The organism is Sinomonas sp. RB5 (assembly GCF_054063535.1).
Genome location: NZ_JBSSGJ010000018.1, coordinates 18,975 through 45,270, shown reverse-complemented (window position 1 = coordinate 45,270; position 26,296 = coordinate 18,975). Strand labels below are relative to the sequence as shown.

Genomic DNA, 26,296 nt, shown 5'->3' with positions numbered 1-26,296 from the left:
GGAACCGGATCGATGGCAGAGAAGGTGACCGCGGGCCAGGACGCCCTCGGCGAGTTCGCGCCGAAGTTCGCGTCGCTCAACGATGACGTCCTGTTCGGCGAGGTCTGGTCCAGGGAGGAGGAGCTCTCCCCCAGGATCCGCAGCATCGTCACGGTGACGGCGCTGATGTCCAGCGGCGTGCTCGACAGCTCCCTTCAGCACCATGTCGCCCGGGCCAAGGCCAACGGCGTGACCGCCGAGGAGATGGCCGAGGTCCTCACCCACGCGGCCTTCTACGCCGGCTGGCCCAAGGCCTGGGCAGCGTTCCGCATGGCCAAAGAGGTCTACAGGGGCTGAGGCAGGCGCACCCGAAACAGCAGGGTGCCACCAGCCGGCCGGACGGGGTGGCCGCCTCGGTGCCCACGGGGGGACCGCGACACGAAACATTGTGGGGGGGTCCTTCACACCGGAGCTGAGCGAGGCACGCACGACCCGACCGGTCTTGTCCCGTCAATTCGACGGTTGTCGAGAGCCTGTCAGCAACTCGGAGCCCCGCCTCAGATTGCTGCGGCTGGGGAGGCCCCTGTGTCAGCCGTCGGTGCTCTGTCCGCGCTCGCGCTGGGTCATGCGGGTTCAGGGAACGTATGGATGTGGAGTTCCTCGAATTCGATGACGCGACGGTGTGAGGTGTCGGAGACCGCCCAGAAGAGTCGGTGGGTCGGAAGCATGTCGGTCACTCGTCCGGTGAGGTTGCTTCGGCGGGGCTCGTTTCCGGGGTGGCGCGGTTGATCCGGTAGAACTCGCGGGCGGTGCCGGCGAAGAGCCTCTTGCGCTCGTTCGGGGAGAAGTCGGCGGTGATGTGGTCGAAGGCCCGGAAGATGTCGGTGTAGGTGGAGTAGAGGCCGTCGACGGGGAAGTTGCTGGCGAACATGCACCGTTCTGGTCCGAAGATCTCGATGGTTGTGAGGACGATCTGGCGGATGCTGTCTGTGGTCCAGGTGTGGTCGTTGGTTCCCAGGGCCGAGATCTTCACGGTGGTGTTGGGCTCGGAGGCGAGGAGGCGCATTCCTTTCGCCCACCGGGCCAGCCCGTCCTGGTCGCGTTCGATCGGCATGCCCGCGTGGTCGAGCACGATGGGGGTCGATCCGTGGTCGGCGGCCAGGCGGGCAGCGTGGGCCAGCTGGTGAGGGAAGACCTGCAGGTCGAAGGAGAGCCCGAGGTCGCCGAGGGCCCGGAAGCCCCTGAGCCAGTCAGGGTCCCGCATGAGGTCGTCGCGGTCGCGGTGGGAGTAGTAGGGATCGGGGTGCCAGTTGAGGATGTCCCGCACGCCCCTGACCGACGCACGGTCCCGGTGTTCTGCGAGCTGCTCGTGCGCGTCGGGCGCGGTGAGGTCGACCTTCACGATCTGGACGCTGGGGTACGGTCCTCGGGCGATCAAGCCGTCGACCCACTTGGCCTCCCACAGGGGGTCGGCTGCGCCGTTCTCGATGTGCACTGAGCCGACGAGGCGGGCGTCGATCTCTGCGAGCCCGGACGCGTCGGCCAGATAGTCGTCGAGGAGGTAGTCCCGCCGCAGCGGCAGGTCATCGCCGTGGTACCGGTTCTGGGGTTGGCCCTCGAGCCAGGGGTAGCTCGCTGCGCTGAGCAGGCAGAGGTGGTGGTGGGCGTCGATGACTTCCAGCGTCACGTTGCGGTGCTCCTGGTCTTCCCGGTAGTGCCCGCGATGGTGAGCTCGACGGCGGAGTGGTCGAGGTCGCCGAGCCCTTCATTGATCATCTGCTCGAAGACGTCCTTGAGGGTCAGGGACACGGGCAGACGCAGGCCCTTGCCGGCGGCGGTGTCGGCGGCGAAGCGGAGGTCCTTGAGCTGGTTGACGGCGCTTCCGCCGCCGGTGAAGTCGCCGGTGAGCCATCGGTCGCGTTTCTGCCGGAGCACTTCGGAGTTCGCGAGGCCGCCGCCGAGGATCCGCAGGAGCTGGGCTCTGTCGAGTCCCCAGGCGTCGGCGAGGACGAGCGCTTCGGAGATGGCGGTGACGGTGCTGGCGACGATGACCTGGTTGCAGGCCTTGGCGATCTCCCCGGTCCCCGGCCCCCCGAAGTGGACGACGGTGGAGCCGACGTTCTCCAGCACGGGCATGGCTTTGGTGACGGCCCAGTCCTGGCCGCCGACCATGACGCTCAGGGTTCCGCTCTCGGCTCCGGCGACGCCGCCGCTGAGGGGAGCGTCGACGACGCCGATGCCATCCATGGCGAGCTCTTCGGCGAGCTCGGCGACCCCGGTGGGGGACACTGTCCCGTGGACGACCAGTACCGGCCGGTCGGTTCTGGCCCGGCGCCAGCCGGCCAGCAGCCCGTCCTCGCCATGGAGGACGTCCCGGACGTCGGACAGGTCCGTCAGCACGGTCAGGGCGACGTCAGCGGCTGCGTCCGCGGGGGCAGCGGCGAGGCGGGCCCCGCGGGCGGCGAGGGCATCGGCCTTCGACGCTGTCCTGTTCCACACCGTCAGGGTGCCCAGGGAGTCCAGGAGCCGCTCTGCGATGGGCAGGCCCATCCGCCCAAGGCCCAGGAGCGAGACAGCAGGCTGCTCTGTCACGGGTTCACCTCATCAAGGTCGACGAGAAGGTCTTCGGAGAGCTGCTCGAGCGTGTGCTCGGCCTTGAAGCCCAGCAGATCGTGCGAGCGGCGCAGGGAGACGGGGACGTCCCGGCCGGCGACCGGGTCGCGCGGGACCGTGGGGGCGTAGCGTTCCAGGGCATCCTCGGTCGGCTGGCGCAGGTAGGTCTGCGGGGCCGCGACGAGGATACCGGGCGCAGCAGGGGTCGGGCGGGACAGTGCCGCCTGGACGGCGGCGGCCGCGTCCCGGACGTCGAGGTAGGTCCAGCCCTCGCAGGCCTGCCTCCTCGGGTCCTCTTCGATCCCGCGCCGGATGTGCCGGGCGAAGACCCTGCCTTCGTCCTGGTAGATGTCCCGGACGAGAGGGAAGCGCAGTCCGGTGAGCTCCGTCCCGTGCCTCGATGCCATGGCTGTGGCGGCGTTCTCGTTGGCCTGCTTCGAGAGGGAGTAGGCGTCGGCGATGGCTGCCGGCTCATCCTCGTCCCAGGGGTAGTGGGAGGGGAGGACATCGTGCGGGTTCAGCGGGAGGCCGAAGGCATTGATGCTCGAGGCGTACACGACCTTCGCCACCCCGGCCTGCCCTGCAGCGTCCATGACGATGAAGGTGCCGAGGGCGTTGGCGGCGTAGATCTCCTCCGGTGTGCCGCGGTCGAGCCCGGCGCGGCCGGCCAGGTGGACGACCGCGTCCTGGCCCGCGACGGCGCGGCGTACGGTCTCCGCATCGGTGACGGTGCCCGGGGTGAACGACGCCGCACCCTCCGGAACCCTGGCGCCGGTGATGTCGAGGACGGTCACGTGGTGGCCGAGGGCGGCCAGGTGCCCGACGACGGCGGCTCCGATGAGGCCGCTGCCGCCGGTGACGAGCACCCGCAGCCCGGACCCGTCGGCGTGGCTGGGGGTCACAGGGGCGCCCCGGTCCGCGGGCTGGTGCCGCTGCTCCCGGTTGCCTGGTCCGCGCTCGTTCCTGGGGCCTCCGCAGCGGCGGCCGTGCCGGGAGTGGCGCCCTTGTCGGTGTCGCCCTTGGCCCGGCGGAGCATGGGCCAGCCCTTGCTCATCTGGTCGACGGCGACCGCGACGACGACCACGGCGCCGGTGACGATCTGCTCGTAGAAGCTCGGCACGTTCAGCAGCACGAGGCCGTTGGTGAGTCCGCCGAGGATGAGGGCACCGATGAGGGTGCCGCCGATGCGGCCCTCGCCGCCCATGAGGTTGGCGCCGCCGATGACGGCCGCGGCGATCGCGGTGAGCAGGTAGGGGCTTCCGGCCTCGGACTGGGCGGCGGAGATGCGGGCGACGACGACCATGCCGGCCAGGGCGGCGAGGAGCCCGGAGATGCCGTAGACGAGGAGCTTGACCCGGTTGACCCGGATGCCGGAGAGCCAGGCGGTCTCCTCGCTCCCGCCCGTGGCGATGACGTTCTGCCCGAAGACGGTGCGGCGGAGCAGCAGCCAGGCCAGGATGGCCACGACGATGACGACCACGACCACGATGGGGATGCCGCCGATGTAGCTGTTGAGCATGAACACGAAGGAGGAGGGGACGTTGTAGACGGGGGTGCCGTTGGTGGTCACGTAGGCCAGGCCCTGGTAGATGCTCATCGTGCCCAGTGTGGCGATGAAGGGCGGGAGCTTCAGCAGGGTGATCAGCAGTCCATTGATCACTCCGGCGGCGAAGCCGAGTACCAGGCCCACCAGCAGCGCTGCGACGGGGGAGACCCCTGCGTTGACCATGAGGTCCGCGGAGACGATGCCGACGAAGCTGGCGATCGATCCCACCGAGAGGTCGATGCCGCCGGTGACGATGACGAAGGTCAGCCCGATGCCGATGAGGGCGTTGACGCAGGCGGAGACCGCGACGTCGCGGAGGTTGTTGATATTGAGGAAGTTCGGATTCAGCAGGCCGAGTCCGAGGAAGATGACCACGGCGGCGATGACGATGCCGAGGGCCTGGATGTTGACCGGACGCCTGCGTCCGTTCGGGCGTGCCGCGCTGTCCTTGTTCATGAGGTTTCCTTCGCGATCCCCATGGCGCTGGCCACGAGGCTGTGTTCGTTGATGTCTTCGCCGACATGTTCGGAGAGGATGCGGCCGCCGCGCATGACCAGGACCCGGTCGCTGAGGGAGATGATCTCGGGCAGGTCGGAGGAGACGACGATGACGGCGTTGCCGGCGGCGGCCAGTTCGTCGATCACGTGGTAGATCTCCGCGCGGCCGCCCACGTCCACGCCCTTGGTCGGCTCGTCGAAGAGGAAGACCCGCGAGCCACGGCGCAGCCACTTGGCGATGACGATCTTCTGCTGGTTGCCGCCGGAGTACTGGCGGGCGAGCAGCCGGACGTTGGCCGGCTTGAGGGCCAGCGACGCGCCGATCTCCTGGGCGACCGCGGCCTGCCGGCGCGGGCTGGTGAAGGGCCCGGGCCCGTTGAGCTCCTTCGCGCCGGCCAGGGCGATGTTGGCGTACGCGGGCATCTGCAGGGCAAGGCCCTGCTGCTTGCGGTCCTCGGGGATGAAGGCGATGCCCGCGGCGCGGCTGTCGTTCGGGGTCCGGAGGTGCACTCGTTTCCCGTCGATCTCCACCTCTCCGGAGGCGCCGCGGTCTGCCCGGATGAGGGCGCGGAGCAGCTCGGTGCGGCCCGAGCCGACGAGACCGGCGACCCCCAGCACCTCGCCGCGGCGGACCTCGAGGGAATTCGCGTGCGGCGAGGCCGGGCTGGCGATGCCGGTGGCGCGGAAGACGACGGGAGCATCGTCGGAGACGGGGTGCTGCCTGCGGAAGCCGAGCAGCTCGCGTCCGACCATGTTGCGCACGATCTCCTCGACACTCGTGTCGGCGATGCGCTTCTCGAAGCCGACGCGGCCGTCGCGCAGGACGACGACGCGGTCGGACACGCGCATGACTTCGGGCATCTTGTGGGAGACGAAGATGACTCCCACGCCCCGGTCCGTGACGATCTGGCGGACGCGCTTGAGGACGGCCTCGACGTTGTGCTCGAGCATCGAGGTCGTCGGCTCGTCCAGTGCGACGATCTTGGCGCCGAAGGCGAAGGCCTTGGCGATCGTGAGGGCGTGCCGCTGGGCCGGGCTGAGGTCCGCCATCCGGGCGGTGCCCTTGAGCGGGAATCCCATGGCGGCCACGTCGGCCAGGGCCCCTTCGACTGCCTTGGCTGCCTGGCGGCGCTCCTTGGCGCTCCTGCCGAGCAGGAGGTTCTGCTCGACGGTCAGCTGGGGCACGATGGCCGGTTCCTGGTGGGCGATGACGACGCCGTCGGCCAGGGCCCGGCGCGGCGTGTACTCGCTGCGCCGGACCCCGTCCACCGTCACCGTTCCGTGGTCAGGGGTCAGGGAGCCGCCCAGGATGCCGAGCAGGGTGCTCTTCCCGGCCCCGTTCTCGCCGGCCAGGGTCAGCACCTCGCCGCGGTCCAGGTGGAAGCTCACGTCGTCGAGTGCCCGGACGCCGGGGAACGACTTGGCGACGTTCCTGATCTCAAGGAGGGTGTCAGTCATGGTGTGTCCTGTCGTGCCCGATCAGGGCATGCCGGTCATGTACTGGGAGACATTCTGCTTGTCCACGACGAAGGCCGGAACATCGACCCACGCCGGGACCTGCTTGCCGGCCAGCAGCCACAGCGCGGTGTCGACGCCGGTCGCACCCTCTGTGGTGGGCCGCTCGCTCACCGTGGCGGTGTAGGTGCCGGCCGCGATCTGCTTCTTCGCCTGCGGGATGCCGTCCGTGCCGACGAGCATCACCTTGCCGGTCAGGCCCTTGGCATCGATTGCTGCCTGGACGCCGAGCCCCATCCCATCATTCTGGGAGTAGAACGCCTTGATGTCCGGATTGGCGGTGAGCATCGCATTGGCGATCGTCTGGGCCTGGTTCGTGTCCCACTTGGCCGTCTGGGACGCCACGAGGTTCAGATTCGGGTGCTTGGCGAGGCCCTCCTTGAAGCCCTTGCCGCGGTTGAGGGCGTTGGACGAGCCGGGGTCGCCCTCGATCTGGGCGACCTTGCCCCCGTTGGGGAGCTGCTTGGCGATGTAGTCGGCAGCGCTCTGCCCGATCGTCTCAGCATCGGGGCCCACATACACCACGCCCGGCACGGTCCCCTTGGCGTCGTTGAGCACGATCGCCGGCACCCCCTTGGCCAGGGCCGCCTTGAAGACCGTGTCCAGCGCCGTCGCGGAGATCGGGGAAGCCAGGATGGCGGAGCAGCCCTGGTTCAGTGCGCTCTGGGCCTTGTCCAGCTGCTCGGTGATCGAGGACTCGTCGTTCACCGCGTAGGTCTGGTACTGCACACCGAGCTTCTTGGCCTCGGACTCGAAGCCGTCGCGCTCGAAGCCCCAGAACTCGTTGGCCAGGGTCCGGGTCACGTAGCACAGCTTCACCCCGGACTTCGCCGTCGGGGTGCCTAGGCTCTTCTGCACGGTGGCCACATCGGTCTTCTGGTCCGCTTGGACCTGGGAGGCGAGGTTGGCGGTCGCCCCGGAGCTGGAGCCTTCGGGGGTCGCCGAGCATGAGCTCAGGGCGAGGGCCGCCACGGAGGCGCCTGCAAGGGCTGCGAGCCAGCTGGTTCGTCGTGTCATCGGAGTTCCTTTCATCGTTGAAAAAAGAGGGGGAGGGTCAGTTGGTGCTCAGCCCCATGAGGGTGGGAAGGACGGTGCTGAACCAGGGGACGGCCGCCAGCAGGAGCACGCCGGCGACGAGGACGGCAAGGTACGGGAGGAAGTGCCGGATGCTCCCTTCGACGCTCTCCCTTCCGGTTGCTGCGGCGACGTAGAACCCGATGCCGGCCGGGGGTGCGAAGGAGCCGATGCCCATGGCCATGACCAGGACCATCGAGTACTGGACGGGGTTGATGCCGAACTGGACGGCGATCGGGAGCAGCAGCGGGGCGAAGATGAGCACCGCGGGCATCCCCTCGAGCAGCTGGCCCATCACGATCAGGATGACGATGCTCACCAGCATGAAGAGGAAGGGAGAGTCCGACAGCCCGGACATGGCGTCCGCGATCGCTGCGGACACCCCTGCGGTGGCGAGCGTCTGGGCGAACGGAGACGCTGCCGCGATGATGAACAGCACCATGCCCGCGGTGGTGACCGTCTCGCGGAGGGCCTGCCACGAGAGCGCCGCCCGGTCGCGCCGGGAGACGCAGGCGAGCACGGAGGCATAGGCCACGGCCAGAGCTGAGACCTCGGTGGGGGTCGCCACGCCCGTCACGATCCCGGCCACCAGCCCGGCGGGAAGGATCAGGGTGGGCAGGGCCAGGGCAACCGTCCGGCCCTTCTCGGCAATGGAGCTCCGGGACGCGCGTGCTGTCCCGCGGGCCCTGAAGAAGACCAGGAGCATCACGCAGACTCCCAGCACCCCCGCCGGTACGAGGCCAGCCATGAAGAGGGTGGTCGTCGACAGGGACGTGATGGAGCCCAGGATGAGCAGCACGATGCTCGGGGGAACGGTCTCGCCCATGATGGCCGAGGCCGACAGCACCGCGACGACCTCGCCTCGGGCGACCTTCCGTTCCTCGAGCATGTCCCGCATGGTGGTGCCGACGGCGGCGACATCTGCCACCTTGGATCCGGAGATGCCGGAGAAGACGTACATCGTCACCACGACGGCCATCAGCGCCCCGCCCCTGATGCGGCCAAGGACGGCGTCGACCAGTTTCGCCAGCGGGGCGGTCAGCCCTGCGCGGCTCATGAGCGCTCCGACCAGGATGAAGAACGGGATCGCCAGGAGCAGGAACGAATTGGCGCCGGACTGCATCCCGACGGGGACAGCCGAGAGGTCGGACAGCCCGCCCCAGAGGATGTAGACGCCCGAGCCGAGCATGAGGACGAACGCGACCGGCACCCCGAGGAAGAGGACCACGAAGAGGAAGACGAGCACCACCACCAGGAGCGTGTCCGAGCTCATCGCCAACGTTGCCTGCTGCAGGCCCAGGACCCCTGCGCCTGCCGCCGCAGCGAGGACCAGCCCGCCCAGGGCCGCCCGGCGCGGTCCGCGGACCAGCTTGACCAGGGCGAACCACGACGTCATCGCCAGTCCCACGGCGAAGGGCAGCGAGACGTATGACTGGGGGACGTTCAGGATCGGCGTGGACTCGCCGGAGCGCTGGAGGAGCACGGGCACGAAGACCGCCAGCATGCCCGCCGAGATGCCGAGGACGACCGCGTCGACGAAGGCGCGCTGGTACGCCCGCCAACGGTCCGGGAGCCTGTCGGCGAGGATCTGGATCGACATGTGCGCACCGCGCGCATAGGCGATCGCCCCTCCCACGAACGCCGCGATGTAGAGGGCGAACTCGGAAACCTCCTGTGTCCAGGTGACGGAATTCCCCGTCACGAGCCGGTACAGGACGTTGAACAGGACCACGAAGAATTCGACGACGATGGCTGCTGCGACGATTGCCTCGAAGACGCTGTCGAGCCATTTCGTGCCGCTCCAGGCCGCCGGGCCGTGGGCCTCGGCCTGCTCCTCGGTCCTGACGATGCCTGTGCTCTCGTCGATCACTGTTTCCATGGGGCTTGCTCTCCTAGCGGATCCCGTTGGGGTCAGTGGCTGGCCGTGCTGAGGACGGCCAGCCACGGGCCGGCGGGCTGTCACTGACCGTCGACGAAATCGACGGTCTTCTTGAGGAAGTCGGCGCCGCCGACGGTGTCGGCGAACTGGGGATAGAGCGCGCGGGCGACCTGCTTGAACTTCGCGGCGCCGTCGGGTGAGAGGTCGTTGACCTTCACCCCGCCCGACTCCAGCTGCTTGACCTGCTGGTCGGCCTGGGCGGCGTCGTTCTTCGTCTTGAACGCGGCGGTGTCATCGGCCGCGGCCTGCAGAGCCTGCTGGGCGTCCGAATCCAGTCCGGCCCACTTCTTGTCGCTGAAGGACAGGACGAAGGCGTCTTCCATGTGGTTCGTCATGGAGAGGTACTTCTGCACCTCGGCGAACTTGTTGGTGGCAGGGACCTCCACCGGGTTCTCCTGGCCGCTGATCGCCCCCGTCTGCAGGGCGGTGTAGACCTCGGAGAATGCCAGTGGCGTCGGGCTGGCCCCGACAGCGCTGAAGAACTTGGTCCACAGCGGATTGCCCGGGACACGGATCTTCAGGCCCTTGAGATCATCCGGCGTCTGGATCGGGCGGACCGAGTTGGTCACCTCCCGCGGGGTCCGCGAGAGCATGGCGAGGCCCTTCGTGCCGCTCTGGCCCAGATCCGCCAGGAGCTCCTTCCCGGGAGCACCATTGAGGTACTTCACCTCCTGGTCCACCGATGAGAACAGGTACGGCAGGCTCACCGCGTTCATCTTCTTGTCCGTCCCGGCGTAGACCGAGGTGGAGAGGATGACCGCGTCCAGCGACCCGCTCTGCACCCGCGACACGGCGGCGTTCTGGTCTCCGCCGAAGCTCGTGCCGTTGGGAATGACCGTGACCTTGACCTTGCCGTTCGACTTGCTCTTCACGACGTCGGCGAAGTGCTGCGCGGCCGCGCCGACCGAGGACCCGATGGGGTCGGGGATCGACAGCTTCACCTCCACACTGTTCGCGGCGGCGGAAGCGCCTCCGGAGCAGCCGCTGAGGGCTAGGGCGGTGACGGATGCGGCAGCGAGGGCGGCAAGCCAGCCGGCTCGTCTCGTCATGGGTGGTCCTTTCATCGTTGGAAGGGTGGGGCAGGTTGGTGCAGCGTGCCGGGAGGCATCTCGCGCGGCCGTCCCCGGCACGCTGCCGGGATTCAGACGGTGGCGCGGATGAGGGCTTCGGTCTCGCGGCGCAGCTCGAGGGCGGTCGCGAGCGATTCGTCGATGACGATGTCGTCCCACTTGACGTGCTCGCCCTTGGCGACGCTGTTCTTCAGCTCCACGTGATGGGCAAGCGCGACAGGCAGGAGGCCTTCCCGGACCGAGGTCTCGGCGGAGACCAGCTTGCCCCAGACGGTGTAGCCGCCCTCGCCGTCGAGGAACTCCCCGGCAGTGAGGTCCTTCTTGGCCGTGGCGACGACGTCGCCGAAGAAGCCCTTCGGCGATCCCGTGGAGATCCCGCGCAGGACGGCATTGGCGATGGACATGTTCAGCTCCAGGCCGACGTAGTGGTACGGGCGGTAGAGCGCGGCGTACTGGCCGGTGGGATCCGGGTGCCAGGGGTACTCGGTGAAGCAGCCCGAGACGTAGTCGTTGGTCGCCTTGACCACGACGAACACGCCCTCCTGGGTGTTGAACGGGATCCAGTCGCCCTCGCGGGTGACGCTGGACATGACCTCGACCGAGCCCTCGTGGGCGAGCACGCCGCCGACTGCGGAGGGCCGGCAGATGGTGGCGATCTCCTCCACGTTGCCCGGGGTGAAGGTCAGCCCGCTGTCGGAGGGGACCAGGCCGGCGGCGTTGGCGACCGCGGCCATCTCGATGGCGGCCTTGGTCCCGTCGCGGAAGGAGGTGTGCATGTAGGGGTTGAGCTGGCCCGAGTCTGTGAGCTCCTTGGAGAACTCCCAGTTCTCCCAGACGTTGTCGGGGTTCATCTCGTGGTATTGGGGCAGGTACTTCGCGCCCTTGCCCGCGCAGACGACGTCGAAGCCTGAGGTGCGGGCCCAGTCGACGAGCTCCATGATGAGCGCCGGCTGGTCGCCGTAGGCCATCGAGTAGACGACCCCGGCCTCTTCGGCCCGCCGGGCCAGGGCCGGCCCGGCCAGGGCATCGGCCTCGACGGTGACCATGATGATGTGCTTGCCGGTGCCGATGGCCCGCAGGGCGTGGTCGATCCCCACGATCGGGTTGCCGGTTGCCTCGACGACGACGTCGATGTCCGCCTCGAAGAGCGCGGAGGCATTCGGGACGACCGCGGTGCCCCGCTGGGCGAGGGCGTCCTCGATCGTGCCGGAGACGGCCTCGGCCGGCCAGCCGACCAGCTCGAGGGCGCCCTGGGCGCGCTTGGTGTTGATGTCCGCGATGGCGACGACGTGCACGCCGGGGATGTTGCGGGCCTGGGAGAGGTACATGGTGCCGAAGCGGCCGGCGCCGATGAGGCCGACGCGGATCGGGCGGCCTTCGGCTTCGCGCTGCTCGAGGAGGGAGTGGAGGTTCACGGTGCTTCTTCCTGTGAGGGCGGCCGACGGGGTGAGTCAGGGACTTCGTGCCGGCTCTGCCCGACTCCCTCGTCGCTCGCTTGGTTCCCTAAGTGGTAACGGTTACACTTTTGTACCAGTGGACCGTGAGTGACGTCAATCACCCTTCGGGAAACTGGTCTAGTGTTTCCCTCACGACCTAGGAGGAGCCGGTGAAGAAGCCAGCGACTATCCGCGACGTGGCCCGCGAAGCCGGGGTCTCCGTCGCCGTTGTCTCGCGGGTGCTCAACGAGGGCACCGGCCCGGTGGCGCCCCTGACCCGGGCGAAGGTCCTCGAGGTCATCGAGCAGCTGGGGTATCGGCCGCGCGCCGCCGCCCGCGAGCTCCAGCAGCGCACGACCTCAACGATCGGCCTTGTCGTCGCCGACCTCGCGAACCCGTTCTTCGCCCGCCTGGCGGACCGCGTGGTCTGGGAGGCCCGGGCGCGCGGGGTCCACGTTGTCCTGCTCACCACGCAGGAGGATCCCCATCTCGAGGCCGAGTCCATCGCCACGCTCATCGAACGGTCGGTGGCCTCGGTGATTGCCACCCCTGCCGGGGACAACGTCGACAAGTGGGCCAGGCTCATCGAGTTGGGCATCAACGTGGTCTTCGTCGACCGGGAGATCGACCAGCTCGAGCAGATCGACGTCGTCACCATCCGCAACGACGTCTCGGCCGAGGTCGCCACCACCCACCTCATCGGTCTAGGACACACCCGCATCGGGTTCATCTCCGGGCCCGCCACGACTTCGACCGGGCGGGACCGCGTGGCCGGCTTCCGGCGGGCCATGGCGGCTGCAGGCGTCTCGGTGGACGACGAGCTCGTCCACCACATCCCCTTCCGCGGAGACAATGGGAGCGACTCGGTCGGGGCCTTCCTGAACATGCCGGAACCGCCCACCGCGCTGATCGTCGGCAACACCGCCCAGGTTCGTTCGGCCCTGCGGAGGATCAAGCAGTCCGAGATCCACGTGCCGGAAGACCTGAGCCTCGTCGTCTTCGATGACAACCCCTGGACCGAGCTCGTCTCCCCGCCCCTGACCGTGGTCCGGCAGCCCATCGACATGCTCGCCGTCCACTCGGTGGAGCTCGCGGTGGGCCGCGCGAAGGGGCTCCTCCCCGAACACCGCCGCAGGATCGAAGTCGACGCCGAGTTCGTCCGGCGCTCCAGCAGCGCCCCTGCCCGCCAGAGCGCCCCGACCACCTGAAACCTTCAGCGCTTGCCGCCGCACTCGCACTAACCAACGAACCATTAGGAGCACCATGCCCGTCGTCGTCACGGCCGTCTTCCACCCCGCCGAAGGCAAGAAGGACCAGCTGCGCGAAGCGCTGCGCTCATCCATCCCCGCCGTCCACGAGGAAGAAGGCTGCCTCCTCTACGCTATCCACGACGCCGAAGACGGAACCATCACCATGCTCGAGAAGTGGTCCACCGCCGAACTCCTCGACGCCCACGCCAAGGGCGCCGCGGTCGAAGCCCTCGACGCGGCAGTCGGCCCCTTCCTCGCCTCGCCCACCATCGTGACCAAGATGGCTCCGATCCCGGCCGGCACCGACGAGCAGGGCCTCCTGTGAACGGCGTCGGCACGGTCTTCGTCACTGGCGTGTCCGGGGTCGGGAAGACTACCGTCGCTTCGTCGCTCGCTGCCGCGTTGGGGAGGGTGTTCATCGACGCCGATGACCTCCATCCCGCCGAGAACAAGGCGAAGATGGGGGCTGGCACCCCGCTGACGGACGATGACCGATGGCCGTGGCTGGATGCCGTCGGGCTCGCAGCAAGCAGGCAGCCGTCAGTCGTCGCATGCTCGGCCCTGCGTCGCCGCTACCGCGAATATCTCAGTGCTCTCGCCCCGTCGGCTGTCTTCATCCACCTTGATGCAAGCCACGAGGACATCGCTCGCAGGATTGCCGGCCGCGCCCACGAGTACATGCCCGCAAGCCTCCTCGAGAGCCAGCTCGCCACGCTCGAACCCCTCGAAGCGGACGAGCCCGGATTCCGCGTGGATGCAGCCACGCCGGTCGACGACCTCGTAAGTGCCATCACCGTCGGTCTGGAAGACTGTGGAACTCGCTCCGTCGGAGCCTGAACCTGCAGCACCCCCGTAAGGCGCATTTCGGCACCCGGAGGTGGACCGCCGAGGTTCCAATCAAAGGAACCAATTGCGGGCGGCTCGGACCGTGTCCGGGACCGACTTCGTCTTCCCCGACCTCCTCGGCCTCGACCAGGCCCTGGACGGTGCGGACCTGGTGGTCACGGGGGGACGGCTCCACAGCCACGGGGCGGCGGACTCCGAGCTTTCACGCCAGCTGCTTGCGCGGGCCGGTCAGGACATCGCAGGGTGCTTGCTGCTGTAGCCGCCCGGGCCGGCAAGCGGGCGGAACTCCTCCAGCCGTGGGGAGTCGGCTCCGGGGCGGGAGCAGGTGAGGGCGGCTGCGTCGTTGGCGTACTCGATGGCCTCTGTGAGGCTCCGGTGGTCGAGTTGCCGCAGCCGATCCCGGTTGGTTGCGCCGAGGAGGTCGAGCTGGGCCAGGGCGGCGATGAGGGCTGCCATGAAGGAGTCTCCGGCGCCGATGGTGTCGGCGACGGTGACTGCCGGTGCGGGGATTTCGACCTGTGCGGTTCGGGTCATGGCGATGGGGCCGGAGGCGCCGCCGGTGACGACGATGAGGGCCGGTCCGGCGTCCAGCCAGGCGTGCATGGTCTCTTCGAGGGTCCGGTTCGGGTAGAGCCAGAGGAGGTCTTCGTCGCTGGCCTTGACGAGGTCGCTGGAGTGGACGAAGAGCTCGGCCTGGCGGCGTGCCAGGGCACGGTCGGGGATGATGGTGGGCCGGCAGTTGGGGTCGTAGCTGATCGTCGCGTGCTGCCGGGCTTGCTGTACGAGGGAGTGGACGGTGTGGTGCCCGGGCGGCAGCATGGCCGCGATGGATCCGGTGTGGACGTGGGAGGACTCCTCTATAGAGGCGAGGGCGGCGAGGGCCGCGTCGGCGATGTCCCAGGCGAGCGAGAACGTGTAGGTGGCGGCGCCCTCTGTGCCGAGGACTGCCGCGGCCGTGGAGGTGGGGGCGCCGCCGCCAATGACTGCTTCCACGTTGTTGGCGGCCAGGTGCTCGGCGATCGTCCGGCCCCGGGGGTCTTCGCCGAAGTGGGTGACGAGGCGGGTGGCCGTTCCGAGGCGGGCGCAGCCTACCGCGACGTTGAGCGGGCTTCCGCCGACGTGCTCGGCCACCCGGCCCCGCGCGTCGTCTGCCTGGATGATGTCGACGAGGGACTCGCCGATCACGGTGACGCGGGCGGGGGCGCTGCGGGGCGGGCGGGGCTCGGATGTGCTCATGGGAGTCACTTTCCCGGGTAGACGACGGCTTTGAGCTGGCCGGGCTGCCTTCCGGCGTTGAGCGCCTCTTCGGCCTGGTCGAGGGCGAAGCGGCCGGTGACGAGGACGTCGAGGTCGACCTTGCCCTCGGCGACCAGCTGGATGGCCAGCGGCCAGGTGTTCGTGTACCGGAAGACGCCGGAGAGCCAGATCTCGCGGTTCTGGATGTAGGACACGGGCAGTTCGACGTCGTCGGCGCCGAGGCCCACGAGGATGACCTTCCCGGCGGGGGCGACGGCCTTGATGCCGGCGCGGACGGCGGGGGCGGCGCCGGAGGCGTCGATGAAGGCATCGACGTCGAGGCCCTCGACGCTGTCGGTGCTGGGGTTCAGGGCGTGGGTGGCCCCGTGCTGGAGGGCGAAGTCCAGGCGGTCCTGCGCGATGTCGGTGATGTACACCTCGGCGGCGCCGAAGGCGCGGGCGGCCTGGGCGGCGATGATGCCGATGGGGCCTGCGCCGGCGATGAGGACGCGGCTGCCCGGTCGGATTCCGGCGCGTTCGCAGGCCCAGATCCCGACGGAGAGCGGTTCGATGAGCGCGGCGGCCTCGTCGCTGACGTTGTCGGGGATGTCGAAGGCGAAGTCGCTCTGGATCCTCACGTACTCGGCGAAGGCGCCGTCGATCGGCGGGGTGGCGTAGAACTCGATGTCCGGGCAGAGGTTGTACCGGCCGGCTTTGCACTGGGCGCAGGCCCGGCAGGGCCGCTGGGGTTCGACGGCGACCCGGCGGCCGAGGCGGGTGGGGTCCACGTTCTTCCCGACGGCTGCGATGCGGCCGGAGAGCTCGTGGCCGAGGACCAGGGGGTGGTCCACGACGTAGGGCCCGATCCGGCCGTGCTGGTAGTAGTGGACGTCGCTGCCGCACACTCCGACGGCGGCGACCTGCACGAGGACCTGGTCGTCGTCGGGGGCCGGGACGTCCAGTGTGTCGAGGACGACCTCGCCCTGACGTCGGAGGATGGAGGCGCGCATGGTCGTGGGAGGGGCCACGGGGGCGGTGGTGGTCATGGGGTTCCTTTGCGGGTTACTTGACGGCGCCGAGCGAGAGGCCCTGGACGAGCTTGTCCTGGGCGGCGAAGCCGGCGACGAGGACGGGGAGGGAGACGGCCAGGGCCGCGGCGCAGACCTTGGCGAGGAAGAGGCCCTGGCTGGTGACGAAGCTGGTGAGGAACACCGGGGAGGTGTAGGCGGCGGTGCTGGTGAGGACGTTGGCGAACAGCAGTTCGTTCCAGCTGAAGATGAAGCAGATCAGGGCGGTGGCGGCGATGCCGGGTCCGGAGACGGGGATGATGATGCGGCGGAAGATCGTCAGGAGCCCGGCGCCGTCGATGGCGGCGGCTTCGAGGATCTCGACGGGGACTTCGGAGAGGAACGAGCGCATCATCCATACGGCGATGGGCAGGTTCATCGAGGTGTAGAGGATGACCAGGAGCAGGACGCTGTCCAGCAGGCCGGTGGACTTGGCGATGAGGTAGATCGGCAGCAGGCCGGCGACGACGGGGAGCATCTTGGTGGAGAGGAAGAAGAACATCACGTCCGACCACTTCTTCACCGGGCGGATCGAGAGCGCATAGGCAGCGGGGATCGACAGGGCCAGGACCAGCAGGGTGGAGATGATGCTGGCCATGGCGGAGTTCAGCAGGGGCGGGATGGGGGATGCGCCGCTGCTGGCGCCGAAGAACTCTGCGTAGCCGTCCAGCGTCAGGGGCGCGAAGAGGGAGGGCGGGTTGGTCGCGGCGTCGGTCTCGGCGTGGAGGGAGGTCAGGACCATCCACGCCGCGGGTGCGACGAAGAGCAGGCCTACGGCCCAGGCTGCCAGTCCGAGCAGGAGCGTCGCGGACTTCCTCCTGCGCGCGGTCCGGGACATCGGGGCGGCGGGCCGGGTGGTCGTGGCGGTGGCGGTCATCGGTTCTCCTCCTTCAGGAGTGTCGAGACGGTCCGGAGGGCGAAGGTGGCCAGCAGCAGGGAGCCGATGACGATGACGACGCCGGCGGCCGATGCGGCGCCGTAGTCGTGGGCCAGGAAGAACGTCTGGTAGATGCTGTACGGAAGGTTGGCGGTGCCCAGGCCTCCGGAGGTGATGGTGAAGACCGCGTCGAAGTTCTGCACGATGTAGATCGAGCCCAGGAGGGCGGCGAGTTCGAGGTAGCGGCGCAGGTGCGGCAGGGTCATGAACCGGAAGAGCTGCCAGGTGCTGGCACCGTCGATGCGGGCCGCCTCGATGACGTCCAGGGGGCGGGACTGGAGCCCTGCGAGCAGGATCAGCATCATGAACGGGGTCCACTGCCAGATCAGGTCGACCTCGATCGCGCCGAGCGGCTGCATGGAGATCCAGTCCGGCTGGGGCGCCTGGACCCCGAAGATGCCCCCGACCCAGTTCAGGATGCCGTTGAGGAGGCCGTACTCGGGGTTGAACAGGGCGTGCTTCCACAGCAGGGCGGCAGCGACCGGGACGATCAGGAACGGGGTGATCATGATGGTGCGCACGATGCCGCGTCCCCAGAAGTGGCGGTCCAGCAGCAGGGCGATGCCCAGTCCGAGGACGAGGCTGACCAGGACCACGACGACGGTGAGCACGATCGTGGTGATGACGGAGCTGCGCAGGGCCTCGTCGGTGAACACGCTGACGTAGTTGTCGAACCAGCCGAACTTCACGTCGTTGGGGTAGAGGGCGTTCCAGTCGAAGAAGGAGATGACGATGGTGACCACGAAGGGCAGCTGGGTCACCGCGATCATGAAGACCAGGGCCGGGAGGAGCGGGGCCCTGCGCGCCCATGCTGCGGCCCGGTCCAGGCCAGTCCTGCTGGTGCCGGGGGCGGGTGTCGTCCTCCGCCTGCCGGTGTGGATGGTCGATGCGGTGGCCATGGTGCTCTCCAATGTCTCTGTCCCGCCGGGTCCTGGTCCGGGCCGGCCTGCCCCGGGCGGGATGGGGGAGGGGGCCGCCGGTCGCGGCGGGCGGTGGGGCGATGAGCCCATTGGCCGCCCGCCGCAGCGGGTTACTTCTTGTACTTGTCCGCGACCTTCTGGGCCAGGGACTGGCCCTTGTCGAGGGCCTGCTGGACGCTTTCCTGTCCTGCGATCGCGGAGGAGATCTCCTGGGAGACCTGGGTGCCGAGGTCGGCGAACTCGGGGATGGCGACGAACTGGATGCCGGGGGCCGGGCGTGGCTGGACGCCGGGGTTGGCCGGGTCTGCGGAGTTGATCGCGTCCTCGGTCGGCTTGTAGAACGCGGCCGCGGCCTTCTGGTAGTCGGCGTTCTGGTAGGTGGAGTTCCGCTTCCCTGCCGGGACGCGGGACCAGCCCAGCTGCGTGCCGACGAGCTGCTCGTACTGCCTGCCGGAGGCCCATTCGATGAACCTCGCTGCGGCGTCCTGGTGCTTGGAGGCCTTCTCGACGCCCCAGGCCCAGGAGTAGAGCCAGCCCGAGCTCTTGGTCTGGTCCACCGGTGCGGCGACGTAGCCGAGCTTGCCGGCCACGGGGGAGCCCTGGGCCTCGAGCGACCCGGCCGCGGCCGTGGAGTCGTACCACATGGCCACCTTGCCCTGCTGCAGATCGTTCAGGCACTCGGTGTAGCCGGCCTGCGGTGCGCCGTTCTCGCCGTGGCTGCGCACGAGGTCCGTGTAGAACTGGGTGGCCTTGAGGAAGGCCGGGGCGTTGACCTGGGCGTTCCAGTCCTTGTCGAACCATGTCCCGCCGAAGGTGTTCACCACGGTCGTCATGGGCGCGAGGACCTGGCCCCATCCGGGCTGGCCGCGCAGGCAGATGCCCTTCATGCCCGGCTGCGCGCCGTCGGCCTTCGCGGCGAGGTCGGCGACCTGCTGCCAGGTCGGGTGGTCAGGCATGGTCAGGCCCTTGGCGGCGAAGACGTCCTTGCGGTACATCAGGAAGGAGGACTCCCCGTAGAACGGCTCCGCGTACAGCTTCCCGTCGGCGCCCGTCAGGGACTTCGTCATCGGGGCGAGGACGTCCGACTGGTCGAACTGCGCGTCCTTGGCGACCGTGTCGTCCAGCGGTGACAGCCAGCCGTTCTTGGAATAGAACGGGACCTCGTAGTTGCTGATCGAGGCCACATCGTACTGGCCCGCCTGGCTGGAGAACTCCTGGCTGATCTTGGCCCGCACGTCGTTCTCGGGCAGGACGGTGAAGTTGACCTTGATGCCCGTCTGCTTCGTGAAGTTGTCCGCGGTGAGCTTCTGCAGGTCGACCATCTGCGGATTGTTGACCATCAGCACGTTCACCTCCTTGTCGGAGGCGCTCGAACCGCCTGCACCACCGCAGGCAGAAGCGGACAAGGCGATGCAGAGGGCGCCTGCAGCCATCGCGGCCGTGCGCAGAGTGGGGCGCATCAAGGACTCCTTTGTTCTTCGGGGGCACGCCGCAGCACGGGTGGCTGGGGGCAGTTGGCTTCACCGTGGGGCGGGTCCGGGTCCGGCTCCGCAGGAACCTCGGCCCCGTGGCGTTCCACAACTGTAGGCTTGGGGCGCAGATCACAACTAGCGTCCTGGTTGCCGGTTTCTGATACTTATTTTCCGAGCGTTTGGGCGCCGGTGGAGCAGGCCGTAGGGCGGCCGCCTGCCTGGGGCAGGGAGGGGAGGGCCGATGGAACGTTCAGGAGACGAGCTGGCGACGGCACGGATCGCCGAGCGCCTGCTCGGGATGCGCGCCAACCGGGAGGTCATCCCACCGGACCCGAACCACTGCGTCAGGTGGCACGAGCACGACTACCCGAGCCCCATCGCCAGGTGGAACTACCACCCCGAATACGAGATCCACCTGATCCGCAGGGGAACCGGGAAGTTCATAGTCGGCGACCACATCGGGACCTTCGAGGCCGGCCAGGTCTCCCTCATCGGATCGGGGCTGCCACACGACTGGGTCAGCGACCTGGAGCCCGGGGAAGTGCTGGTCAACAGGGACGCCGTCATCCAGTTCGACGGCAAGTGGCTCGAACAGTGCACCGGGCTCATCCCCGAGCTCTCCGAGATGTCCCCGCTGCTCGAGGAGTCCTCCCGCGGGATCGAATTCCTCGGCCCGTCCGCGGCCAAGGCGGCCGAGCAGATCGAGGCCATGGGCGCCAGCAGCGGCATGCAGCGGCTCCACCACCTCTTCGAGCTCTTCACCGTGCTCGCGCGGGCCCCCCGGGAAGACCGGCGCTACCTCGCGGACGCCTGGTTCAAGCCCGAACTGGACAGCGAGGCAGCAGCGGTGGTGGACATCGCGCTCGAATACCTCTTCAGCCACCACGCAGGCAGCGCCCGCATGTCCGACGCCGCTCAGCTCGTCGGCATGGCCGAGCCGACCTTCTCGAAGTACTTCAAGCGCTCCACCGGCCAGAACTTCAGCGACCTGCTCAGGAAACTCCGCATCGCCCCTGCCCGCCGCCTCCTGGAACAGACCGACAAGGCCATCTCCGAGGTCTGCTACGAAGTGGGCTTCTCCAACCTCTCGAACTTCAACAGGCACTTCCTCAGGGCGACCGGCCAGACCCCGCGCGACTACCGCCGACAGGTCCCAGGTTCCCAGCCGCCATCGCACGTGGCCTCTGCATCCCACAGCACGCCCGCAGCCGGCATTCCCAGCGGTAGCCCCTAGGCCACGCGTTATTTCGAAGGGACGTCGGGACTTCTCCGGCTACCACAACGGTGGGGCTGAATGAACCCAAAGGCAGCCCATACCGCCAAGCCGGGCTCGGGCCTTGAGGCGTACGTCTCATCAAAGTTGCTCCTATGTCAAGGTCCCCCGTCCCGGCGCTGGCAATGATGGCCGCGTTCTCGCCGGGGTCAAGGCCGGGGCCCTGCGGGTGGCCTGGCGGCCAGCCTTTGACCGCGGCTGCGGGCGCGTCCGGTCAGCCGGGAGCCGCGAGGGGGCCCAGATTCAGGCTGCGGCCCGTTCGGCGGTCTGGGCGTTCGAACTGAGAGCGCGGTAGACGGCCCTTGTGATCTGCCGTTTGAGGCAGCGGAGTGCTTCCTTGGTGCTGTCGCCGCAGCCGAGGCGGCGCTGGTAGTAGTCGTGTCCAAGGCCTTCGTGGCGGGTCTGGGTTACGGCGATGCGGTGAAGGGCGGCGTTGAGCTGCCGGTTCCCGGCGCGGTTGAGCCGGACGCGCCCTGCTGTGCTGCCGGACCAGGCAGGGATGGGCGCCGTGCCGGCGAACATCGCATACCGGGCCTCGGAACCGAAGCGGGCGATTCCCGCTGTCTCGCCGACGATCTTGGCCGCGCTGAGCGGACCGCAGCCAGGGACCGCGAGCAGGGCGGGAGCGCACTCGCGCACAGCGGCCCCGATCCGGGCTGCGAGGGCCTCGATCCTCGGGCTGAGCCGGTCAATGTCGGCCAGGATCTCCAAGGCGAGCTCGGCCACGAGCCCGTCCTGCGTCCGGAGCCACTCGGCGAGCTGGTCCCTGACGGACTGGCGGGCCAGCTCGCTGCGGGAGGGATCGCGTGCAGGGTCTAGCTCGTGCAGGTGCCAGCGCAGCCGGTTCACCGCGCGGGTGCGCTCGGCGACGAGGTCATCGCGTCGGTCGGTGAGCAGCTTCAGCTCCCGGGAGGCCGCCTCGTGCGCGGCGACCGGCAGCTCCGGTTCACGCAGGACGGCGCGGGCGACGGCCAGAGCGTCGATCGGGTCGGACTTGCCCCGCGTGCGGGCCGAGGAGCGTGCCTTCGCGGTGAGCTTCGGCGGGACGCGCACGACGCGTTCGCCGAGGGCCAGCAGGTCCCTCTCGAGGCGGGCCGAGAGCTGCCGGCAGTCCTCGATCCCCCAGAGGCGCTCCTGGTCACCGAAGCCGCACCTGGCCCAGCAGACCGCCTTCTCATGACCTGCGGGCGTGGCCGGGACGGTGATCCCGTCGAGGCGGCGTCCGTTGCCGTCGACGGCTTCGAAAGTGTGGGACTTCTTGTGGACGTCGCCGCCCAGAACCACCACCATGGTATGTACCTTCCTCTTTGCAAGGGAATGGCCGGACCGGTCGGCGGACAGACCTCAGTCGAGGGCGCTACCCACGCTCCTATCAAGTCACGCCGGCCGGTCCCTTCACACCCGGTGCCGGCAGAACTTTAACCAGCCAGTCCCTCGAGGGGACGGCGGGAACCTTTAGAGCCAAGCACCGGATGCGAAGGATCCAACCACCGCAGCGCCTGCGGCACCACCCACGATCACACTGAGGAACCATTGCTGAGATCGAGGATCATTCTAAGGTGAATGGGGCTTGTCTTCGGAGCCCGCGAGAGTGCTCCTCCTCGTGAAGAGGGCATCGAAATTACCTGACCTCGCATTTTCGGAAAGATGTCGACTCCTTGGTGTGAGATCGACTTCGATCACGTGTGTGGAGGACTTCGAACATTGACATCGGAAAAGCGACATCGAACGTTGACAGCTGTCTCAAATAGTCTGTCTCGCGGCATGTCTCGGAAAGTGTCCCCTCGCGTGGCGAGACGGCTGGGGGATGGGGTAGGCGTCTGATCCGTCCTGCGGAGCGGCGGCGATCAAGGGTCGCGCTTGCAGGTCCTGCAATAAGGGCCCGGGAACGGTCCCCGGACGCTGCGCCCGAAGACGTGCTTCTGGCACAAACCTGCAATTAGCCGTACCTTGAAGCGCACTGGGTTTCTTGGAGGCTCCTGACCTTGGAAACGAGGATGGAGTTATGCCGAAGGAACTGGCGTCGGGGAAGCCGACGACGCGTCGCTACTCGGATGAGGAGAAGGCGGCCGCGGTGCGGATGGTGAGGACGCTCCGTGCCGAGCTCGGTGTCACGCAGGGGATGGTGCAGCGCGTCGCGACGCAGCTCGGCTAAGGGGTCGAGTCGGTGCGGATGTGGGTGAAGCAGGCCGACCTCGACGACGGTGTCGCCCCGGGCATGAGCAGCAGCGAGCCACAGGGGATCAGGGAGCTGGAGCAGGAGAATCGGGAGCTTCGCCGCGCCAACGAGGTGCTCAAGCGGGCCGCGTCTTTCTTCGGGGCGGAGCTCGACCGCCACTACCGGAAGTAGTCGCGTTCATCGACGCGAAGGACGACGTCGTGGGCGGTCGCCGGCTCGGAGTCGAGCTCATCTGCAGGCTGTTGCAGGTGGCTCCGAGCACCTACTACGCCGCCAAGGCCCGCACGCCGTCAGCGCGTTTGGTCCGGGACGGGGAGCTGGTCCCGCAGCTTGGTGGAGCTCTGGGAGGCGAACTACCGAGTCTACGGGGTCCGGAAGCTGTGGAAGGCGGCCCGCCGCACCGGATCGTGATCGGGCGGGATCAGACCGCGAGGCTGATGCGCGTCGCGGGGATCGAGGGCGCCAGACGCTCGAAGCGGATGAAGACGACGAGGCCGGACCCGGCATCGGCGAGGCACCCGGACCTGGTCAAGCGGCAGTTCACCGCAACCGCGCCGAACCGGCTCTGGGTGACCGACCTGACGTTCGTGGCGACGTGGGCCGGCGTCGCCTACGTGTGCTTCATCATCGACGCGTTCTCCCGCATGATCGTGGGGTGGCGGGTCGCGTCGCACATGCGCACCGAGATGGTTCTCGACGCGATCGAGATGGCCCGCTGGTCCCGTGGCCATCACCACGACGGCCTGCGATGCCACAGCGACGCGGGATCCCAGTTCACGTCGATTCGCTACGGCGAACGGCTCGCGGAGATCGGTGCGACCCCGTCGATCGGGACCGTCGGCGACAGCTATGACAACGCCCTGGCCGAGACGGTGAACGGGTACTACAAGGCCGAGTTGGTCCGTGGGCCCGCCCGCTCCGGGCCGTGGAAGACGGTCGAGGACCTCGAACTTGCGACCCTCGGCTGGGTTCACTGGCACAACACCCAGCGGCTCCACTGCTACCTCGGCGACACCCCGCCCGCCGAGTTCGAGAACGCGTTCTATGCTGTCCAAACCGGCCGCGAACGGCTGGTCGGAATCAAATAGCGCGAGTCTCCATCAGACCCAGTGCGCTTCACTTGGCCAGGGGCAGATTCGCGTGAAGCCCACGCTTGGCGCGACTGTGCCTTTCGTGTTGGACGGATGGAGCCGCCATTCAGGGGGAATCGTGCGGTCAGCCTGATCAGGGATCCGACTCCTGTCTCTCGCGACGTTCCGAGAGGCGGATCACTTTGCGGGCTTCTTCGAGCTGCTCGCGGAGCATTCGATTCTGCTCAGTGAAGTAGATGATCTGGCTCGCCGCGCGCCGAATCTGCTCATGGACCTCGACAAGCTTCTTCCGCGCGGCCTCCAAACGATTCTTCGCTTCGCCCAGTTCAGTCCTGAGCAGCTCAATCTGGGCAGCCCGGCGGTCTGGGTTCTCATCGGCCAGGCGGGCCAGCTCGGCGCGGCGGAGGAAGTCCTCCGCAATCGGCTTGTACTCGCCGCGGTAGAGATAGACGCGCGGCACCCCTGCCTCGTCTGCGAGGGATTTGAGCGTCAGCTGTCCGTCGCTGGCCTCCGCCCTGCCTCCCAGCAGGCGATCTGCGGCGGCGAGGAAGCGCCGCTGGTTGCGCTCGGTGGATTCGCTGGGGCTCTTGCCGCTCACGTGTCGCTCAGTCCTAGGTCCTCGACAACTGACCTAAATGAGGCGATCTTCAAGTTCACGCGTTCGCATTCTCCCGCCGCGATTCTTCGCGTCCTGATTGACGCGCTCAACTCGTCCATCCCGGCAAGCCACACTCCGGCATGCTCGGGGTGAATGGTGGCATTCACGCATTTCGCGGGTTGACATGAGGCGCCGATGGGGCGGGACTTGTCCGCCACGCCTCGCAGGCAGCGCGCCCGAAGGGGATCTGTGAACCAGCAGTGGGCCAGCGGCATTGGGTAGAAGATCTCGGCACGCGAGGCGATCAGTGCGACGACCGCGTCGTCGCGCTCGCGCGTCTGAGGCCCCTCCCCGCCTTCTCCGGGGAGAGATGCGACTGCTGCCCTGAGCTCCTTCGCGCCGAGCCCGGCGACCTGCTCGCCGCGTTCGATAGCGGATATGACTTCCCGCACGGCCTGTTCTCTCGCCTCAAATTGTTCTTTCTCGACCTCTTTGAGGAATGTTGACGATGACTCGCCCCGCCCGCCCGCATAACCTTCCGTCGTCGCCACCGAGATGTGCTTGAGATGGATTTTGGCGGCTATGATGCCGTTCGGCCGCCACGCAAGCTCCCTCGCAAGTGTCTTCCGGAACTGCCGAAGCGAAACCTGCCAGTCTTCAGGGACCGGCCTGAGGCCGGCTTCGCGCCCCGCAGTGTTGATCCATTTCCGTAGAGCCCTGTACTGGTCTTCAAAACCGGCAACAGATAGAGGGTGCTCGCTGTCCGTGAGAGACTCGGCTGCCTTGAGCGCCTGGGCTACTTGTTCGATCACCGTCCATGTCCCCCGGCGTCCGCCAGGCGGCTGGCCCTTCAAGAGAAGGCTCCGCACCCGGTGCCTGACCAGACCGAGTCCGCTGTCCTCCGTGAAGTATGCGGCTCTTTCGAGGGCCGCGAGTTCGCTGGTCCGCATTCCCGAAAGGGCCGCGACCACCACGAGGCACGCAGTCAGGGCCACGCGTCTGGCGTTCTCCAGCGTTGACGGGTCGGGTGTGAATTCGGCCCGGCTGGGGCCCCTGATCTCGACCTGGGAGACGGGGTCGAGGCTTTTCCACCCGAGTCCGAGCCGTTGCGCCGCAGCTGTGATCTTCTCCCACCGGTCCGGTCGGTAGAGATACATGTGATCCTTCATCCCGATGCTCTGTGCGATAGCGAGCACTGAGATTCCTTGGTTCTTCTTAGTGGGCTTCCGGGCTGCAGGCAGGCCCCGACCCTGCCGCCCCGCGTTGTCGACGAGCTCGTCTAGCCGCCGATCGAAATCGGCGCTGACCCCGCCGCGACGCGAGGGGGGAAAGTCGTGCCGCACGGGAGCGGTCGCAGCCCCGAATATGTGTGGGGGGCCGGATTCGACGAGAAATAGTGCCCCTTCCAGCAGTGGGGCAAAAACTCGATCGGGTATCACAGGGGTCTTGTTCTGGCTGCTTCCTGTGTTCGGGAGCCCCGATAGCGTGGAAGCGGAGATCTTCCCCCAGGGGCGGAAGCGAAGTTCGTCGTGAGTGAAGGCTGCGGCATAGTCGAAGAAGGTCCGCACTGAGTCGACAGCCATGGGCCGGCAAGCAGCAGTTATCGTTGTCAGGAACGAATCGCACATGGACTGCGACGCCGAAGACATGCTCTCGAGTCCAAGGTCCTCCAGGAAGCCGAACCAACGCCGCCAGTAGGAGAGCCGCTGGTTGTACATCGCCCAGGGCGGGAATGGGCGCCGGCGCGCGTTCGGAAGC

General features: G+C 68.1%; 26 protein-coding genes and 1 other annotated feature. Of the genes, 9 read left to right on the top strand and 17 right to left on the bottom strand.

Going from position 1 to position 26,296, the window contains the following annotated elements; genetic code table 11:
• Positions 1-12: 12 nt before the first annotated feature.
• Complete coding sequence (locus ACVWWH_RS17380) at positions 13-336, top strand: carboxymuconolactone decarboxylase family protein (protein ID WP_457317401.1); 324 nt, start codon at positions 13-15, stop codon at positions 334-336.
• Positions 337-712: 376 nt separating this feature from the next.
• Here ACVWWH_RS17380 and ACVWWH_RS17375 read toward each other — a convergent pair whose 3' ends face one another.
• The 9 genes from ACVWWH_RS17375 to ACVWWH_RS17335 form a co-directional block, all read right to left on the bottom strand.
• Positions 713-1,666: an amidohydrolase family protein gene (locus ACVWWH_RS17375; RefSeq protein WP_457317400.1), complete on the bottom strand. Its 954-nt coding sequence runs from the start codon at positions 1,664-1,666 to the stop codon at positions 713-715.
• Positions 1,663-2,571 carry an NAD(P)-dependent oxidoreductase gene (locus ACVWWH_RS17370; RefSeq protein ID WP_457317399.1) on the bottom strand — a complete coding sequence of 303 codons (909 nt, stop codon included), beginning with the start codon at positions 2,569-2,571 and terminating at the stop codon, positions 1,663-1,665. The genes ACVWWH_RS17375 and ACVWWH_RS17370 overlap by 4 nt, the downstream gene beginning before the upstream one ends.
• Positions 2,568-3,494: an NAD-dependent epimerase/dehydratase family protein gene (locus tag ACVWWH_RS17365; protein ID WP_457317398.1), complete on the bottom strand. Its 927-nt coding sequence runs from the start codon at positions 3,492-3,494 to the stop codon at positions 2,568-2,570. The genes ACVWWH_RS17370 and ACVWWH_RS17365 overlap by 4 nt, the downstream gene beginning before the upstream one ends.
• Positions 3,491-4,594 (bottom strand): ABC transporter permease, encoded by a 1,104-nt coding sequence (locus tag ACVWWH_RS17360; protein ID WP_457317397.1) that lies wholly within the window; start codon positions 4,592-4,594, stop codon positions 3,491-3,493. Before ACVWWH_RS17360 ends, ACVWWH_RS17365 begins: the two co-directional genes overlap by 4 nt.
• Positions 4,591-6,093 (bottom strand): sugar ABC transporter ATP-binding protein, encoded by a 1,503-nt coding sequence (locus ACVWWH_RS17355; protein ID WP_457317396.1) that lies wholly within the window; start codon positions 6,091-6,093, stop codon positions 4,591-4,593. Before ACVWWH_RS17355 ends, ACVWWH_RS17360 begins: the two co-directional genes overlap by 4 nt.
• Before the next feature lie 21 nt (positions 6,094-6,114).
• Complete coding sequence (locus ACVWWH_RS17350) at positions 6,115-7,167, bottom strand: sugar ABC transporter substrate-binding protein (RefSeq protein ID WP_457317395.1); 1,053 nt, start codon at positions 7,165-7,167, stop codon at positions 6,115-6,117.
• A gap of 37 nt (positions 7,168-7,204) precedes the next feature.
• Positions 7,205-9,103, bottom strand: coding sequence for a TRAP transporter large permease (locus tag ACVWWH_RS17345; RefSeq protein ID WP_457317394.1), 1,899 nt, complete (start codon positions 9,101-9,103; stop codon positions 7,205-7,207).
• Between the two features lie 80 nt (positions 9,104-9,183).
• The gene (locus tag ACVWWH_RS17340; protein WP_457317393.1) at positions 9,184-10,212 is read right to left on the bottom strand and encodes a DctP family TRAP transporter solute-binding subunit; all 1,029 of its coding nucleotides are present in this window, start codon (positions 10,210-10,212) and stop codon (positions 9,184-9,186) included.
• Between the two features lie 92 nt (positions 10,213-10,304).
• Positions 10,305-11,648, bottom strand: a complete 1,344-nt coding sequence (locus ACVWWH_RS17335) for an NAD(P)H-dependent oxidoreductase (RefSeq protein WP_457317392.1) — start codon at positions 11,646-11,648, stop codon at positions 10,305-10,307.
• A gap of 191 nt (positions 11,649-11,839) precedes the next feature.
• Here ACVWWH_RS17335 and ACVWWH_RS17330 point away from each other — a divergent pair, with 191 nt between their 5' ends.
• The 4 genes from ACVWWH_RS17330 to ACVWWH_RS17315 all read left to right on the top strand — a co-directional run bounded on the left by ACVWWH_RS17330 (position 11,840) and on the right by ACVWWH_RS17315 (position 14,024).
• Positions 11,840-12,877 carry a LacI family DNA-binding transcriptional regulator gene (locus ACVWWH_RS17330; protein ID WP_457317391.1) on the top strand — a complete coding sequence of 346 codons (1,038 nt, stop codon included), beginning with the start codon at positions 11,840-11,842 and terminating at the stop codon, positions 12,875-12,877.
• Between the two features lie 55 nt (positions 12,878-12,932).
• Positions 12,933-13,244, top strand: a complete 312-nt coding sequence (locus ACVWWH_RS17325) for a putative quinol monooxygenase (RefSeq protein WP_457317390.1) — start codon at positions 12,933-12,935, stop codon at positions 13,242-13,244.
• On the top strand, positions 13,241-13,756 hold the full coding sequence (locus ACVWWH_RS17320) for a gluconokinase (protein WP_457317389.1): 516 nt from the start codon (positions 13,241-13,243) through the stop codon (positions 13,754-13,756). Before ACVWWH_RS17325 ends, ACVWWH_RS17320 begins: the two co-directional genes overlap by 4 nt.
• 91 nt (positions 13,757-13,847) lie before the next feature.
• Complete coding sequence (locus ACVWWH_RS17315) at positions 13,848-14,024, top strand: hypothetical protein (protein ID WP_457317388.1); 177 nt, start codon at positions 13,848-13,850, stop codon at positions 14,022-14,024.
• On the opposite strand, the gene ACVWWH_RS17310 is transcribed toward ACVWWH_RS17315, so the two are convergent.
• The 5 genes from ACVWWH_RS17310 to ACVWWH_RS17290 form a co-directional block, all read right to left on the bottom strand.
• On the bottom strand, positions 13,994-15,001 hold the full coding sequence (locus ACVWWH_RS17310) for a carbohydrate kinase family protein (RefSeq protein ID WP_457317387.1): 1,008 nt from the start codon (positions 14,999-15,001) through the stop codon (positions 13,994-13,996). The genes ACVWWH_RS17315 and ACVWWH_RS17310 overlap by 31 nt on opposite strands.
• A 5-nt stretch (positions 15,002-15,006) precedes the next feature.
• Positions 15,007-16,047, bottom strand: coding sequence for an NAD(P)-dependent alcohol dehydrogenase (locus ACVWWH_RS17305; protein WP_457317386.1), 1,041 nt, complete (start codon positions 16,045-16,047; stop codon positions 15,007-15,009).
• A gap of 16 nt (positions 16,048-16,063) precedes the next feature.
• The gene (locus ACVWWH_RS17300) at positions 16,064-16,906 is read right to left on the bottom strand and encodes a carbohydrate ABC transporter permease (RefSeq protein WP_457317446.1); all 843 of its coding nucleotides are present in this window, start codon (positions 16,904-16,906) and stop codon (positions 16,064-16,066) included.
• Positions 16,907-16,941: 35 nt separating this feature from the next.
• Positions 16,942-17,904 (bottom strand): carbohydrate ABC transporter permease, encoded by a 963-nt coding sequence (locus tag ACVWWH_RS17295; protein ID WP_457317385.1) that lies wholly within the window; start codon positions 17,902-17,904, stop codon positions 16,942-16,944.
• Between the two features lie 131 nt (positions 17,905-18,035).
• Positions 18,036-19,385 (bottom strand): extracellular solute-binding protein, encoded by a 1,350-nt coding sequence (locus tag ACVWWH_RS17290; protein WP_457317384.1) that lies wholly within the window; start codon positions 19,383-19,385, stop codon positions 18,036-18,038.
• Between the two features lie 253 nt (positions 19,386-19,638).
• Between ACVWWH_RS17290 and ACVWWH_RS17285 the strand changes: the two genes are divergently transcribed.
• On the top strand, positions 19,639-20,631 hold the full coding sequence (locus tag ACVWWH_RS17285) for an AraC family transcriptional regulator (protein ID WP_457317383.1): 993 nt from the start codon (positions 19,639-19,641) through the stop codon (positions 20,629-20,631).
• Positions 20,632-20,913: 282 nt separating this feature from the next.
• On the opposite strand, the gene ACVWWH_RS17280 is transcribed toward ACVWWH_RS17285, so the two are convergent.
• The gene (locus ACVWWH_RS17280) at positions 20,914-21,960 is read right to left on the bottom strand and encodes an IS110 family RNA-guided transposase (protein WP_457317382.1); all 1,047 of its coding nucleotides are present in this window, start codon (positions 21,958-21,960) and stop codon (positions 20,914-20,916) included.
• Between the two features lie 715 nt (positions 21,961-22,675).
• Here ACVWWH_RS17280 and ACVWWH_RS17275 point away from each other — a divergent pair.
• From ACVWWH_RS17275 to ACVWWH_RS17265, 3 genes are all read left to right on the top strand, one after another.
• Positions 22,676-22,825, top strand: a complete 150-nt coding sequence (locus ACVWWH_RS17275) for a hypothetical protein (RefSeq protein ID WP_457317381.1) — start codon at positions 22,676-22,678, stop codon at positions 22,823-22,825.
• A 12-nt stretch (positions 22,826-22,837) separates the two neighbouring features.
• Positions 22,838-23,020, top strand: coding sequence for a hypothetical protein (locus ACVWWH_RS17270; RefSeq protein ID WP_457317380.1), 183 nt, complete (start codon positions 22,838-22,840; stop codon positions 23,018-23,020).
• Positions 22,975-23,106, top strand: a sequence feature (AL1L pseudoknot). Its footprint overlaps the gene before it by 46 nt.
• The gene (locus tag ACVWWH_RS17265) at positions 23,050-23,937 is read left to right on the top strand and encodes an IS3 family transposase (RefSeq protein ID WP_457317379.1); all 888 of its coding nucleotides are present in this window, start codon (positions 23,050-23,052) and stop codon (positions 23,935-23,937) included. Its footprint overlaps the feature before it by 57 nt.
• Positions 23,938-24,073: 136 nt before the next feature.
• On the opposite strand, the gene ACVWWH_RS17260 is transcribed toward ACVWWH_RS17265, so the two are convergent.
• Both ACVWWH_RS17260 and ACVWWH_RS17255 read right to left on the bottom strand, forming a co-directional pair.
• Entirely contained in the window at positions 24,074-24,538 is a 465-nt protein-coding gene (locus tag ACVWWH_RS17260) for a hypothetical protein (protein ID WP_457317378.1), read from the bottom strand.
• Positions 24,535-26,121: a hypothetical protein gene (locus ACVWWH_RS17255; RefSeq protein WP_457317377.1), complete on the bottom strand. Its 1,587-nt coding sequence runs from the start codon at positions 26,119-26,121 to the stop codon at positions 24,535-24,537. The genes ACVWWH_RS17260 and ACVWWH_RS17255 overlap by 4 nt, the downstream gene beginning before the upstream one ends.
• Between the last annotated feature and the right edge of the window lie 175 nt (positions 26,122-26,296).

Coding starts and splice junctions, on each gene's coding strand:
- ACVWWH_RS17380 (WP_457317401.1), top strand. CDS start 13: ATGGCAGAGAAGGTGACCGCGGGCCAGGACGCCCTCGGCGAGTTCGCG.
- ACVWWH_RS17360 (WP_457317397.1), bottom strand. CDS start 4,594: ATGAACAAGGACAGCGCGGCACGCCCGAACGGACGCAGGCGTCCGGTC.
- ACVWWH_RS17355 (WP_457317396.1), bottom strand. CDS start 6,093: ATGACTGACACCCTCCTTGAGATCAGGAACGTCGCCAAGTCGTTCCCC.
- ACVWWH_RS17350 (WP_457317395.1), bottom strand. CDS start 7,167: ATGACACGACGAACCAGCTGGCTCGCAGCCCTTGCAGGCGCCTCCGTG.
- ACVWWH_RS17345 (WP_457317394.1), bottom strand. CDS start 9,103: ATGGAAACAGTGATCGACGAGAGCACAGGCATCGTCAGGACCGAGGAG.
- ACVWWH_RS17340 (WP_457317393.1), bottom strand. CDS start 10,212: ATGACGAGACGAGCCGGCTGGCTTGCCGCCCTCGCTGCCGCATCCGTC.
- ACVWWH_RS17325 (WP_457317390.1), top strand. CDS start 12,933: ATGCCCGTCGTCGTCACGGCCGTCTTCCACCCCGCCGAAGGCAAGAAG.
- ACVWWH_RS17310 (WP_457317387.1), bottom strand. CDS start 15,001: ATGAGCACATCCGAGCCCCGCCCGCCCCGCAGCGCCCCCGCCCGCGTC.
- ACVWWH_RS17305 (WP_457317386.1), bottom strand. CDS start 16,047: ATGACCACCACCGCCCCCGTGGCCCCTCCCACGACCATGCGCGCCTCC.
- ACVWWH_RS17300 (WP_457317446.1), bottom strand. CDS start 16,906: ATGTCCCGGACCGCGCGCAGGAGGAAGTCCGCGACGCTCCTGCTCGGA.
- ACVWWH_RS17295 (WP_457317385.1), bottom strand. CDS start 17,904: ATGGCCACCGCATCGACCATCCACACCGGCAGGCGGAGGACGACACCC.
- ACVWWH_RS17290 (WP_457317384.1), bottom strand. CDS start 19,385: ATGCGCCCCACTCTGCGCACGGCCGCGATGGCTGCAGGCGCCCTCTGC.
- ACVWWH_RS17285 (WP_457317383.1), top strand. CDS start 19,639: ATGGAACGTTCAGGAGACGAGCTGGCGACGGCACGGATCGCCGAGCGC.
- ACVWWH_RS17280 (WP_457317382.1), bottom strand. CDS start 21,960: ATGGTGGTGGTTCTGGGCGGCGACGTCCACAAGAAGTCCCACACTTTC.
- ACVWWH_RS17275 (WP_457317381.1), top strand. CDS start 22,676: ATGCCGAAGGAACTGGCGTCGGGGAAGCCGACGACGCGTCGCTACTCG.
- ACVWWH_RS17255 (WP_457317377.1), bottom strand. CDS start 26,121: ATGGCTGTCGACTCAGTGCGGACCTTCTTCGACTATGCCGCAGCCTTC.